Source organism: Rhizohabitans arisaemae (genome assembly GCF_025996515.1).
GTDB classification, from domain to species: Bacteria; Actinomycetota; Actinomycetes; order Streptosporangiales; family Streptosporangiaceae; genus Rhizohabitans; species Rhizohabitans arisaemae.
In genome coordinates, this window is sequence record NZ_BLRH01000009.1 from 489882 (window position 1) to 502759 (window position 12878).

At 72.5% G+C, this 12878-nt stretch carries 9 protein-coding genes; 4 read left to right on the top strand and 5 right to left on the bottom strand.

Going from position 1 to position 12878, the window contains the following annotated elements:
* Positions 1 to 30: 30 nt before the first annotated feature.
* Positions 31 to 2028 (top strand): Xaa-Pro dipeptidyl-peptidase, encoded by a 1998-nt coding sequence (locus RUR_RS03165; RefSeq protein ID WP_283133316.1) that lies wholly within the window; start codon positions 31 to 33, stop codon positions 2026 to 2028.
* Positions 2029 to 2201: 173 nt separating this feature from the next.
* On the opposite strand, the gene RUR_RS03170 is transcribed toward RUR_RS03165, so the two are convergent.
* On the bottom strand, positions 2202 to 2591 hold the full coding sequence (locus RUR_RS03170; RefSeq protein WP_283133317.1) for a type II toxin-antitoxin system death-on-curing family toxin: 390 nt from the start codon (positions 2589 to 2591) through the stop codon (positions 2202 to 2204).
* Positions 2588 to 2791 carry a hypothetical protein gene (locus RUR_RS03175; RefSeq protein WP_283133318.1) on the bottom strand — a complete coding sequence of 68 codons (204 nt, stop codon included), beginning with the start codon at positions 2789 to 2791 and terminating at the stop codon, positions 2588 to 2590. Before RUR_RS03175 ends, RUR_RS03170 begins: the two co-directional genes overlap by 4 nt.
* A gap of 250 nt (positions 2792 to 3041) precedes the next feature.
* On the opposite strand from RUR_RS03175, the gene RUR_RS03180 reads away from it, so the two are divergent.
* Complete coding sequence (locus RUR_RS03180) at positions 3042 to 4436, top strand: S28 family serine protease (RefSeq protein WP_283133319.1); 1395 nt, start codon at positions 3042 to 3044, stop codon at positions 4434 to 4436.
* 386 nt (positions 4437 to 4822) lie between these two features.
* On the opposite strand, the gene RUR_RS03185 is transcribed toward RUR_RS03180, so the two are convergent.
* From RUR_RS03185 to RUR_RS03195, 3 genes are all read right to left on the bottom strand, one after another.
* Entirely contained in the window at positions 4823 to 5269 is a 447-nt protein-coding gene (locus RUR_RS03185) for a hypothetical protein (RefSeq protein ID WP_283133320.1), read from the bottom strand.
* Between the two features lie 62 nt (positions 5270 to 5331).
* Positions 5332 to 5913, bottom strand: coding sequence for an RNA polymerase sigma factor (locus RUR_RS03190; RefSeq protein WP_283133321.1), 582 nt, complete (start codon positions 5911 to 5913; stop codon positions 5332 to 5334).
* Between the two features lie 96 nt (positions 5914 to 6009).
* Complete coding sequence (locus RUR_RS03195) at positions 6010 to 8589, bottom strand: CHAT domain-containing protein (protein WP_283133322.1); 2580 nt, start codon at positions 8587 to 8589, stop codon at positions 6010 to 6012.
* 105 nt (positions 8590 to 8694) lie between these two features.
* Here RUR_RS03195 and RUR_RS03200 point away from each other — a divergent pair, with 105 nt between their 5' ends.
* Both RUR_RS03200 and RUR_RS03205 read left to right on the top strand, forming a co-directional pair.
* Positions 8695 to 9936: a S8 family peptidase gene (locus tag RUR_RS03200; RefSeq protein ID WP_283133323.1), complete on the top strand. Its 1242-nt coding sequence runs from the start codon at positions 8695 to 8697 to the stop codon at positions 9934 to 9936.
* Between the two features lie 108 nt (positions 9937 to 10044).
* Entirely contained in the window at positions 10045 to 12759 is a 2715-nt protein-coding gene (locus RUR_RS03205; RefSeq protein WP_283133324.1) for a helix-turn-helix transcriptional regulator, read from the top strand.
* The last annotated feature ends 119 nt before the right edge of the window (positions 12760 to 12878 follow it).

The following is a 12878-nucleotide window of genomic DNA, read 5'->3' on the forward strand; positions in this document are numbered from 1 at the left end:
TTTGTGGTTGATCACTCCAGGAGGCAGCATTTGTCATCCATAACCCCCCGACGCGGATCACGGAGCGCACAACGCATCCTCGCCGCGGCCACCGCAGCGCTTGTCACCACGAGCCTGGCCGTCCTCCCGATCGGCGGCCAGGCCCTCGCCCAGGTCTCCCCGCAGATCAAGGTGGTCGACGGGCGCACCCAGCCCGTCTTCTCCTACGGGGACGCGATCCGGGAGAGCGTCCGTGTGCAGACCACGATCGACAGCGACGCCGACGGACAGCTCGACCGGGTCAACGTCGACATCATCCGCCCCAGGGAGACCGAGCGGGGCCTGAAGGTCCCCGTGATCATCGACGAGAGCCCGTACTTCGACAACCTGGGCCGGGGCAACGAATCCGAGCGCAAGGCGTACGAGGCCGACGGCACCCCCGCCAAGTTCCCGATGCACTACGACAACTACTTCGTCCCCCGCGGCTACGCGGTCCTCCTCGTCGACATGGTCGGCACCAACAAGTCCGACGGCTGCCCCGACCTCGGCGGGCAGGCCGACGTCATCGGCGGCGTCGCCGTCATCGACTGGCTGGGCGGCCGGGTCAAGGGCTACCGGGCCGACGGCACCGAGGTCAAGGCCACCTGGGCCACCGGAAAAGCCGGAATGATCGGCAAATCCTATGACGGCACCCTGCCCAACGCCGTCGCGGCCACCGGGGTGCGCGGTCTGGAGACGATCGTCCCGATCGCGGCGATCAGCAGCTGGTACAAGTACACCCGGATGAACGGGGTGCTCTACAACCGCAACTACGCGCAGTACCTCACCAACGTGGTGGACACCGACCCCGACGCCAAATGCCAGGCGGTGCGCGACCGGCTCGGCGTCGAGCAGGAGGACGCCACCGGGAACCACAACGCCTTCTGGGCCCAGCGCGACTACATCAAGGACGCGGCCAAGGTACGGGCGAGCGTGTTCGCCGTACACGGCCTGGGCGAGACCAACGTCAAGGCCGACCACTTCTCCGAGTGGTGGAAGGCGCTGGCCAGGAACGGCGTGCCCCGCAAGCTCTGGCTCTCCCAGTACGGGCACTCCGACCCGTTCGACTACCGCCGGGAGGAGTGGGCCGACACCCTGCACGGCTGGTTCGACCGCTGGCTCTACAAGATCGACAACGAGATCATGCGCGAGCCCCGCGTCGACCTGCAGACCGGTCCGTCCACCTGGATCACCCAGCGCGACTGGCCCGCGCCCGCGCTCCCCCTACCCCTGTGGCCGAACAAGGACGGCAAACTCGGGCTGATGCCCGCATTCTCCGGCTCCGCCACCATCACCGACAACCCCAACCAGACCGAAGGGCAGATGGTCTCCGACCCGACGGTCCCCAAAGCCGACCGCCTCGCCTTCGTCAGCACCCCGCTCAAGAAGGGGATCCGGCTCAGCGGCACCCCGACCGTCGAACTGCGCGCCTCCGTCGACCAGCCCCAGGTCAACCTGACCGCGCTTCTCGTCGACTACGGCGAGGACGAGCGCGTCGACTGGACCCGCGGCGGCGGCCTCACCACCCTCCCCGAGGAGAGCTGCGTCGGCGAAAGCAGCACCCTCGACGACGCCTGCTACCGGCGCCAGGCCACCATCACCCGGCGCGCCCCCGTGGAGATCATCGCCCGCGGCTGGATCGACATCACCAACCGCTCCTCACTCACCGCCAACACCCCCGCCGTCCCCGGCCAGGTCTACAAGGTGCGCTGGAACACCCTGCCCCTGGACTACACGGTGAAGGCCGGGCACCGGCTCGCCCTCGTCCTGGCCGCCTCCGACCGCTCCTACACCTCCGTCGACCGGTACACCCCGCCGCCGACCGTGACCGTCCAGTTCCTGGGCAGCCGGGTCAACGTCCCGTTCGCCGGCCTCAGCGCCGAGGTGAACACCTCCGGCGACGCCCCGGCCGCCCGCTCGGGTGACCTCCAGTTCACCCCCGAACCGGGCGGCGTCTGGCGCGGCCCGTCCGACGTCGAAATCCCCGTCCCCGACGTCGAATTCAAGTAACCCCGCACCTTTCTCGCCCGGGGGCGGGTCCATTCGGACCCGCCCCCGCCGGTGCTTGCCGGTCGAGCGAAAGCGGATCTCCCCTTCGTCCGGAAACTTGATATCGCCGTGAACGCCGACGGAGGTCTGCTCGCCCGCCGAGGCGCCGTCGGCCAACCGGCCGGATTCGCGCCCTACTCCGCTCCAGGCCGACGGCAGAGGCCCCGAAGCCGGTGAGCCAGGTCTGGGATGTCGTCCGGCTCGCCCTTCGCAAGCGAAACGACGAGGCTCTCGGCCTCGTCCACATCCTGGTACGCCAGGGTCTCCCCGTTGTCCTCCAGGAAGGCGACGGCAGCGGCCCAGCCGAGTCGCTTGTTGCCGTCCACCAAGGGATGGTCCAGGACGATGCTGTGCATCAGCGCGGCCGCCTTCTCCCACCGGCCCGGATAGGCGTCCTTACCGAAAACCGACGTCTGCGGACCCAGCACCGCCGCGTGCAGCTGACCGCCGTCGCGCACGTCGACTGGCTGGAGCACGGCGCCGGCCAGAGCGAGGATGTCCTCCGTCGTTGGGAACGAGGTCATCGCGCCAGGCGGTCCAGCAATTCCCGATCGCGTTGCGCGATCTTCCGACCCATGACCTCGTAGCGCTCACGTCGGCGCCGGATGATGTACTCCTCAATCGCGACGACCATCGTGGAATTGACGCTTTGAGCGTCCCCACCGGCTATCTGCTTGATCTGCTCGTAGGTCTCGTCCGGGAGACGCAGCAGGGTCTCAGCCATACGCGAATTGATACCACTGATTGATACCAAACTATGGTCACGCGCCCGTCGTCGCCGTGCTTCTTCCGCTTGGGGGGATCCGGAAAGGCGTCCAAGCCCCGGGACCACGCCGACAAGGCCGCCCTCACCATCGCGCCTTGACCCTGCCTCAATGGTATGACTAAGCACTATTACCACTCTGTTCACTTTTGCGTCAGAATCGCGCTGATCGGCCGTGGACCCCGTACGGCCATTGGAGCGAGGAGATCCGTTGCCCACCTGGAAGACACGAATCCTCCCTGTCCTGCTCGTGCCCGCTCTCGCGGGGACGATCGGGCTCACCGCCACCCCCGCGCAGGCAGGTGACATCGCCGACGAACTCGCCGTGATCCCCGGCCTGACGGTCGTCTCGGAGACCCAGCCCTCCCCCGGTTTCCGCCTGTTCTTCCTGGAGTACCGGCAGCCCGCCGACCATCGGCGCCCGTCGCAGGGCACCTTCGGCCAGCGGCTGCAGCTGCTGCACAGGTCGGCCGACGCGCCGATGGTGCTGCACACCACCGGGTACAACATGCCGACCTACGCGTTCCGCTCCGAGCCGACCCGGCTGGTGGACGGGAACCAGATCTCGGTGGAGCACCGTTTCTTCCTGCCGTCCCGCCCCGACCCCGCGGACTGGCGCAAGCTCGACATCTGGCAGGCCGCGTCCGACCACCACCGGATCGTCCGGGCGCTGAAGCCGCTCTACCCGGCCAAGTGGATCTCCACGGGGGCCAGCAAAGGCGGCATGGCCTCGGTCTACCACCGCCGGTTCTACCCGGGTGACGTCGACGGGACGGTCGCCTACGTGGCGCCGAACGACGTGATCGACCGGGAGGACCACGCCTACGATCGCTTCTTCGCGCAGGTCGGCACCGACCCGGCCTGCCGGGCCGCGCTGAACGACCTCCAGCGGGAGGCGCTGCTGCGACGGGAGGAGCTGGTACGGCGTTCCGAGGCCGCCGCGGCCGAGCAGGGGCTGACCTTCACCGAGGTCTTCGGCACCGCGGACAAGGCGTTCGAGATGACGGTGCTCGACACGGCTTGGGCGTTCTGGCAGTACTCCACCCAGACTGACTGCGCGAGCGTGCCCGCGACCACGGCCACGACCGACGAGATCTACGCGTTCATCGACCGGATCACCGGCTTCTCGTTCTACTCCGACCAGGGGATCACCCCGTACGCCCCGTACTTCTACCAGGCGGCGACCCAGCTGGGGGCGCCGGGCCTGAAGTTCCGGCACCTGCGCGGTCTGCTCCGCTACCCGGGCCTCTACCAGGCCAACTCCAGTCTGCCGCCGGCGCTGCGCCGCGGCCACGACCCACGGCCGATGATCGACGTCGACCACTGGGTCCGTACCCGTTCCGGTCAGATGCTCTTCGTCAACGGGGCGAACGACCCGTGGAGCGCCGAGCCGTTCCACCCGAGCCGCCGGGACTCGTTCACCTTCACCGCGCCGGGGTCCAACCACGGGGCGAGCATCGCCCGGCTCACCGCGGCCGACCAGGCCTCGGCGACGACGGCGCTGCGGCGCTGGGCACAGACCGGCCCGGCGCTGGACGCCAGGGCCCCCTCGTTCATCCCCGAGCTCGACCGGCGTGACCCGCGGGACGAGCGCCGTCCTCTCTGACCGGGAAAGGTGTGAACGACCCGGGTCTGCGGAAGAATCTCAGCGTACGGGCGGAGCCCGGTCCGGACGAAGCCTCAGCCGCCGCTCCCGGCTGTGCCGAAGCGGCGTGTGGCCCGGCCGGGCCCGGGGAAGCGGGCCCGGCCGGTACCACGTCCCCACGCGGATGATGCGTCATCCGCGTGGGGACGCGATCCGGCGCGGCACGCGGGTCCGCCGATCGGGCCGCGGGGAAGCAGGGTCCGATCGGCCGCGACCCGGCGGCGCGCGGATCGGATCCGGGTCGTCGAGGCGCCACCCGGCGAGAGGGGCGGGGTGACCCGGCGCGGACACCGGTTCGGCATCCCCGGAACAGCCGGGTCGAAACCCCGCCGGGCGGAGCGGGCCGGTCAGACGGTGACCCAGTCGGTGACGACGAGCAGGTCCCGGCTGGAGGAGCAGCGGAGGCTGATCGGCCCTCGGGAGAGCGGACCCGTGGTGAAACGTCCCATGTCATCGGCTTGCACGGCGATCGTGGCCGAGACCTGGCGGATGTCCACGGTGGCCGGCTGGGGCGGGATGAGCTGCCCGACGAGCGCGCGTTCCTCGGTGATCTCCAGCTCGATGCCGATCGCGTCCGATTCGAAGGTGAGCAGCCGGGGCTCCGCGCCGCGGACCAGCGCGAGCGGCTGTTCGGCGAACGAGTCGAAGGTCAGTTCCGCGAGTTCCTCGTCGACCCTGCGCCAGGCGAACGCGTCGAGCGCGGCCTGGAACAACTCGGGCGGGAGCGGGTCGCGCCGGGCGACGACCCCCCTGAGCTCCGCCTCGAGGGCGTTGTCCTGGATCTCCTCATACACGGCCGGCCACTCCTGTCGTCAAGCCCACGTCATTATGAGCGTCAGGGCCGCTCCCTGATACGTCACGGGGTGAGCTTTCTTCTCAGCCGGTCGAAGCAGCGCGCCCGGGTGGGGCCGATGCTGCCGATGGGGATGCTCAACGTCTCGGCGATCTCGGCGTAGCTCGGCTGCGGGGAGCTGAGCATGACCCGGATGAGCTCGCCGCACCGGCCCGGCATCTCCCGGAGCGCCTCCCAGAGGCGGCGTTCCCGATCCTGTGTCGCCGCCTGGTGTTCGGCTTCCACCACGACGTCTTCGGCGGAGTCGTCGCGCAGGTTGTGTTCGAGGAACGTGATGTCGGCGGTGGGTGTCACCCGCCGTATGGCCCGCAGGACCTTCGCGCACTCCCTGCGGGTGGTGGTCGCGAGCCAGGCCCCGAGGCGTTCGGGGTGCTCGATCCGGCCGAGGTGTTCGGCGAGCCGGAGCCAGGTGGTCTGGAAGACGTCGGCGGCGTCGGCGTTGTCGAGTCCGTGTCCCCGGGTGATCGACCAGACCAGTCCGCTGAACCGCTCCACGATTCTCTGCCAGGCTCCTGGATCGCCGTCGGCGGCTTTGAGGAGGTCGGCGGCCTCTTCAGGGTGCACGTTGAGGGCTTCCGTCGTCATGGGTGGCGGGACCTTATGGTACTCAGGTCGATGGTCGCCGACATCATAGTGCCCACCTTCATCCAGACATCAAATGCTATTCCGGATGAACAACTCTCAGTCGGCGCCCAGGGCCAGGAAGGACGCCGCCGTCGCGGCACCCAGCGGAAACCCGCCCAGCTCACGGCGGGCGTCCCGGAGCGACTCGGCCAAGCCGAGCCCCGTCCGCAGCCCCCGGTGCAGGGCGAGCATCAGATCCACCGACGCCTCGTCGTTCACCGGGACCACGCTGGCCACGATCCCCGCCGTCCCCAGCGGGGCGAGGCTGCTGGTCAGGCCGAGCAGCTCGTCCGCCCCGGCCGAGGCCAGCCGCCCGGAGTCGCAGCTGGGCAGGACCAGCCGGTACGGGGCCCGCCCGAGCAGCTCGAAGTCGTGCACCGTGAGCGGCCCGTCGTCCATGCGCAGCGACGAGAAGAGCGGGCTGTCCGAGCGGAACGTGCCGTGGGCGGCGATGTGCGCGAGCCACGCTCCGTCGATCGCCTCCAGCACCGCCTTGGCCGTCGCCGTGCCGTCGCCGAGCGAGGTGGCGTCGCCGTACTCGGCCATCAGCTTGGGTACCTCGGCCGCGCCGCTGCCCAGCCCCGGCCCGTGCACCAGGACGACGTCGCGCCGGACCGGCGCGGGCACCCCCCGCGACCGCAGCCACGCCGTCGCCGACGGCGCCACGCTGAACACCCGGCCGGTCAGGGCGGGCAGCAGCGCCCACGGGATCGAGAGCAGCTTGGCGGGCGGCACGACCACGATCGGTCCCTCGCCGAGCTCCCGGACGGCCGGGCCGAGCAGGATCCGCTCCAGCCGCGCCCCGGTGGCGTTCAGCACCGACAGGTCGGCCGACCGGTTGTGCGCCAGCCGGACGAGCCGCGACCGCGCGAACTCGATCTCCCGCGCCGCGTCCGCGGCCCGGCCGGCGCTCAGCCGCCGTACCCGGCCGTCCCCGCACACCAGCACGTGCAGCTCGCCGTCGATCTCGGCGATCTCCAGGAGCCGGGCGTCGCCGAGCCGGTCCAGCAGCGCGGGGACCGTGAACACGCCGTCGTCGCGGCGCCCGGTCCCGCGGGTCCGCAGCAGCCGCTCCCGGATCGCCGCCTCCAGCCGCTGCTGCTCGCGGTGGAGTGTGCCCGGCCCGCCCCGCAGGGCACCCCCGCGGGGGCTCACCGGGCTCCCGCTCCGCTCCAGGCGGCTGGTCACATCCCGCAGCGCGGTGAGCTCGGCCCGCAGTTCCCGGTCGTCGGGCGGGCGGACCGGGGGGATGCGCAGCGCGGTGGCCCGCCAGCGTTCGCTCCAGAGGAGCAGGTCGCGGGGACCTCCCGTCTCCAGCGCCTGCCGCTGGGCGAGCGCCGCCAGCTCGGCGCCCTGCGCGGTGGCCTGCGCCCTCAGCTCGGTGGCGCCCAGGGTCAGCAGATGGCTGTCCAGGACGTCCAGGCCGCGTCGGCACGCGTGCAGCAGCCGGCGCGGGCTCCGGGCCGCCCGGGCGCGGAGCGCCTCGGCGAGCCAGCCGCTGGACCGGGAGAGGGCCGCGCCGCTCCCCCGGGTCCGCGCCGCGGTGGCGAGATGGGCGTCGGCGTCGGCAGCCCGGCCGAGCGCGAGGGCCACCCGCCCGGCCAGCAGGTGCGCCCTGGCCGCGTCGCCCGACCCCAGCCGGTCCAGGCTCTGCGCGGCGCGGCCCACCTCGTGCAGCAGGCGGGCGCCGACCTGGCCGCTCGCGTACTTGGCCTCGGCGAGGACGAGCCGCGCCTGCGCCTGCCACCAGGGCCGCCGCTGCGCGCCGAACAGCCGGGCCGCCGCCTGCGCCCGCTCCCACGCCGATCGCGGGTCGCCGGTGGCGAGGGCGACGTGCGCGGCCGTGAGCATCAGCTCGGCCTTCTTGGTCGCCTGCCCGCGCACCTGGTCGAAGGATTCCACCGCGGCGGACGCCTCCAGCAGTGCGTCGCCGGAGAGCCCGGCGGCGAGGTAGACGGCGCAGCGGTCGATGCTGAGGTCGGCCATCGGGGCGTTCAGCGCCTGGTAGCGCGGGGCGGCGTCGTCCAGCCGGGTCAGCGCCGTCGGCAGGTCCCCGGACCGGAACGCGGCGAGTCCCCGGTTGTGGATCGCCGCCGCCTGCTCCAGCTCCTGACGGGTCTCGGCGTAGAGCCGTTCGCAGGCCCGGAAGTCGGCGTCGGCGCGTTCGGTGGCGCCGAGCGACAGGTGGGCGAGCGCCCGCCCCATCAGGGCCCGCGCGAGCCAGACGGTGTCGCCGTCGCGCTGCAGGGCCCGCACCGCGCGGCCGAGGTCCTCCTGCGCCTGCCGGTATCGGCCGAGCACCCAGAGCGCCCCACCCCGGCGCATCAGCACCCGGCCGAGAAGTCCCGCGCCGGCCTGGCCCACCGACCGGTCCAGCACCGCCAGCCCGGAGGGGGTGCGGCCCGCCTGGATGAGGGCGATGCCGAGGGTGGCGAGGACGTCGGCCTCCCGGTCGCGCGAGTCCGCCGCCCGGGCCAGCCGGGCGGCCGTGCGGAGCTCGCGGATCGCGGCCTCCACGTCGCCGAAGTCGCGGAGCACGATGCCGGCGGCCTGATGCGCGTAGGAGGCGTCGAGCGGGCCGGGACGCTGGGCGAGCAGGGCCCGGGCACGCAAAAGCGCGTCCCTGGGACGCGACATCGCCAGGGGCAACAAATCATGCGCATTGCCTGGAATTCGGGTTCCCCCGGCCACGCCATGATGGTAGATCTTGCGTCCTCATAGCGCCAGTCATGCGAGGTAGACATGTCCCCTCAGGAAAACCCGGCCACGAAGATCGAAGCCCAGACCGGGCTGGTCGTGGCGGCCTTCCACCGCGAGAGCATCGAGATCCGGGTCGGCGGCGCGGTCGCCGCGGGGACGAACTCCGGGTCCGGGTCGCGCCTGGCCGAGGCGGACTTCTTCTACCAGGAGGGGGTCGTCCTCGTCCGGGACCAGGACGTGGATCGGGTCAGCGCCCTGCTGGAGGGGACCGAGACCCGGGACAGCCTGATCAACGGGGTGACGCTGCTCGGTCTCGGCGACGGCGTCGCCGCGCTGGAGGCGGTCGAGCGGGTCGAGGCGGCGTTCGGCATCGGCGTCGCCACCCCCAACCACGTCCTCTCGGTCACCCCGATCATGCTCTGCCCCGCGGAGGAGCCGCACGAGGTCGGCGGCCGGGTGCGGCTGGACCCCGAACCCCGTCCCGGGAACGGGGGGCTCGGCGTCTCCGTGCACGTCGTCGACACCGGCCTCCTCGACGACGCGGAAACCCACCCCTGGCTGGCCGGGGTGACCGGGGAGGTCGACCCGCACGTACCGGGCCAGGCCATCGGCGAGTACACCGGGCACGGCACCTTCGTCGCCGGGGTGCTCCGCTGCGTGGCCCCGGGCGCCGACGTCTACGTCGCCAGCCACCTGGACCGGGCCGGCGCCATCCTCGAATCGGAGATCATCAGGGAGCTGGACCAGGCCCTGGACTCCTTCCCCGACGTCATCAGCATCTCCGCGGGCGGGACCACCCGGAACAACCTGCCCCCGCTCGGGTTCGAGGCGTTCTGGGAGCGGCTCAAGCACTACAAGGGGACCGTGGTGGTGGCCGCCGCCGGCAACAACGGGGAGCGCCGGGCGTTCTGGCCGGCCGCGTTCCCCGGCGTCATCTCGGTCGGCGCCCTCTCGGCGAACTGGCGGCACCGGGCCGACTTCTCCAACTTCGGCGCGTGGGTGGACGTGTACGCCCCCGGGGAGGACCTGGTGAACGCCTACGCGACCGGCGTGTACACCTGCACCGAGCCGCCGCACACCGGTGAGCGGCGGACCTTCACCGGGCTGGCCCGCTGGTCCGGCACCTCCTTCGCCACCCCGCTGGTGGCCGGGCTCATCGCCACCCGCATGTCCCTGACCGGCGAGAACGGGCGGCAGGCCGCCGAAGCCCTGCTGGTCAAGGCCCGTGCGCAGGCGGTGCCCGGGGTCGGGGCGATCCTGCTCCCCGACACCGAGGTTCTCTGATCGACTTTAAGAGACCTTAAAGATCACCGTGTGCGAGGTGTATCAGGGCGTGGCGACCACGCTCTACATGGGTGGAAGCATTGGGCCCAGCAGAGAGTGAATGTCAACATGTCGCATGGCACCGTGTTCGTCGGTCGCCGGCATGAGCTCGCCGCGCTGGAGGCGGCGCTCGGTGACGCCGTGGACGGCCGCCCGCGCCTGGTCCTCATCGACGGCCCCTCGGGAATCGGCAAGACCTCGCTCGTCCGCCGGTTCCTGAGCGGGGCCGGCGCGGAGATCTGCGTGCTCCGGGCGAGCGGGGACACCGACGAGGCGAGCCTGCCGTACGGGATCCTCGACCAGCTGATGGGCGAGGCGCAGGCCACCGGACCCGTCGGCGGCGCCGACGCGCTCGCCGTCGGCTCCGCCGTCCTCGACCTGCTCGGCGAGATCCAGGACCGCGGCACCGTCGTCGTCTTCGTCGACGACGCCCACTGGGCCGACACCCCGTCGCTCCAGGCCCTCACGTTCGCATTGCGGCGGCTCCGCGCCGACCGGGTCCTCGTCGTCGTCACCACCCCCGAGGCCGGCGACCCGCGTCTCCCCGAAGGGCTGCGCAGGCTCCTCGCCGGCGACGGCACCGTCCGGCTCCACCTGTCCGGCCTCACCGCGGCCGAACTCGCCGACCTCGGCGAGGGGATGGGGCTCGCCCGGCTCCCCGCCCGCGCCGCCGAACGCCTCCGTGAGCACACCGAGGGCAACCCGCTGCACGCCCGCGCCATGCTGGAGCAGGCCAACGCCGAACTCCTCGGCGACCTGGACTCCTCGCTGCCCGCCCCCCGGTCGTACGCCCTGCTCGTCCTCGCCCGGCTCAAAGCCTGCGCCGAGGAGACCCGGCACCTGGTCGAGGCGGCCTCCGTGCTCGGCAGTTCCCGCCCCCTCCACCTCGCCGCCCGGATCGGCGGGGTGGAACACCCGCTGCCCGCGCTGGAGGAGGCCGTCGAGGCGGGCCTGCTGTGCGAGCGGGTCGCCGACGGCGGACCGACGATCGCCCTCGCCCACCCGCTCACCCGGGCCGCCGTCTACCAGAGCCTGGGCGCCGCCCGCCGCTCCCACCTGCACGCCGAAGCAGCCGCTGCCATGGAGGACCGGGCCGAGGAGCTCCGGCACCGCGCGGCCGCCGCGGGTGGGCCCGACGCCGCGATCGCCGCGGAACTCGACCGGCTCGGCGAGGAGAAGGCCGCGGCGGGGGAGTACTCCGTCGCCGCCGAACGGCTCATGCTCGCCGCGCGCCTCACCGAAGCGGCCCCGCTCCGCGAACAGCGGGTCCTCAAGGCCGTCGAACACCAGCTGCTCGGCGGGGACGTCGCCCAGGCGGCGGGGATGGCCGAGGCGCTGGGCGCGATGCGGCCGAGCGCGCGGCGCCAGTACGTCCTCGGCCGGCTCGCGCTCGCCTCCGGCCGGCACGAGCACGCCGAACAGCTCCTCGGCCAGGCGTGGCGGGACAACGACGCCCGCCGGAACCGCCGGCTCTCCCGGGACACCGCGGAACAGCTCGCCTGGCTCTCCCTCATCCGGGCCAAAGGCACCGAAGCCGTCTCCTGGGCGAAACGGGCGATGGAACTCGACAAGACCGCCGCCGAATCCAGCCTGCGCGACGTCCTCGCCCTCGGCCTCGGCATCTGCGGACGGCCCGAGGAAGGCCTGGCGGCCGTACGGGACCTGCCGGCCCCCGCCGAGGACGGCCCCCACCCCGTCGGCGGGATCGTCGCCCGCGGTGTGCTCCGGCTGTGGAGCGGCGACCTGGACGACGCGCTCACCGACCTCACCGCCGCCGCGGCCGGGCATCTGCGCGCCGGACAGCCCCAGCTCGGGCTGCTCGCCACCTGCTTCCTGTCCGAAGCCGAGTTCCGCGCCGGGCTCTGGGACGACGCCGTCTTCCACGCCGACCAGGCGGTCTCCTTCGCCGAGGACTCCGAGCAGCGCTGGCTCCTGGCCGTCGTGCACGCCGTCGCCGCCTACCCCTACGTGCTCCGCGGCAACCAGGAGCAGGCCGACCGGCACACCGCCGCCGCCTCCGCGTGGGCGCAGACCCTCGGCGACGCCACCAGCGTCGCCTACGCGGCCACCGCGCAGGCGCTCAGCCTCGGCGTCCGAGGCGACCACCGCGGCGTCGTGGCCGTACTCCGGCCGCTGCTCACCGACCCCCGGATCGACGGGCCGGGGATCCTGCCCTGGCGGGAGCTCCTCGCCGAATCGCTCATCCGCCTCGGCCGGTACGAGGAGGCGAGCACGGTCCTGGAGGAGCACACCGCGCTGGCCGCCAAACGGGGCCAGGCGTCCGTCCTCACCGCCGCGGACCGCCTGCACGGACTCCTCGCCGCCGCCACCGGACAAGGCGAACAGGCCCACCACCTCTTCCAGACCGGGCTCGCCCGGGCCGGCGACGGCGAGGTCCCGCTTGAGGAGGCGCTCCTCCGGCTGGAGTACGGCGCCTTCCTGCGCCGATCGGGCCGGATGCGGCTGGCGGTGAAGCAACTCCAATCCGCGGTGGAGATCTTCGAGCGCCTCGGCGCCGCACCGGCGGTCAAACGCGGCGAGAACGAACTGCGGGCCTGCGGCCGGGCCACGCCCCGGCGGGCCGGGAACGACCGGCTCGGCCTGACCCCGCAGGAGTACGCCACCGCGCGGCTCGTCGCCACCGGGATGACCAACCGCCAGGTCGCCCAGGAGCTGGTGCTCAGCGTCAAAACCGTCGAGTACCACCTGGGGAACGTCTTCACCAAGCTGGACGTGCCCTCCCGGGCCGCGCTCGCGGCCCGCTTCCCCGACACCCGCGCCTGACCACGGCGGAGCCGACACGGTCCGGGCCGATGCGCACCGGCCCGCGGACGGACGGCTCGGCCGAAAGGGATGACCGCCCTGACTCCCCCCGGGCGGAGCGTCCCCCACGGGGTGGGGCA

Excerpts from the sequence above, each read along its gene's own strand:
- RUR_RS03170 (WP_283133317.1), bottom strand. The coding sequence starts at position 2,591 with ATGACCTCGTTCCCAACGACGGAGGACATCCTCGCTCTGGCCGGCGCC.
- RUR_RS03175 (WP_283133318.1), bottom strand. The coding sequence starts at position 2,791 with ATGGCTGAGACCCTGCTGCGTCTCCCGGACGAGACCTACGAGCAGATC.
- RUR_RS03190 (WP_283133321.1), bottom strand. The coding sequence starts at position 5,913 with ATGACGACGGAAGCCCTCAACGTGCACCCTGAAGAGGCCGCCGACCTC.
- RUR_RS03195 (WP_283133322.1), bottom strand. The coding sequence starts at position 8,589 with ATGTCGCGTCCCAGGGACGCGCTTTTGCGTGCCCGGGCCCTGCTCGCC.
- RUR_RS03200 (WP_283133323.1), top strand. The coding sequence starts at position 8,695 with ATGTCCCCTCAGGAAAACCCGGCCACGAAGATCGAAGCCCAGACCGGG.
- RUR_RS03205 (WP_283133324.1), top strand. The coding sequence starts at position 10,045 with ATGTCGCATGGCACCGTGTTCGTCGGTCGCCGGCATGAGCTCGCCGCG.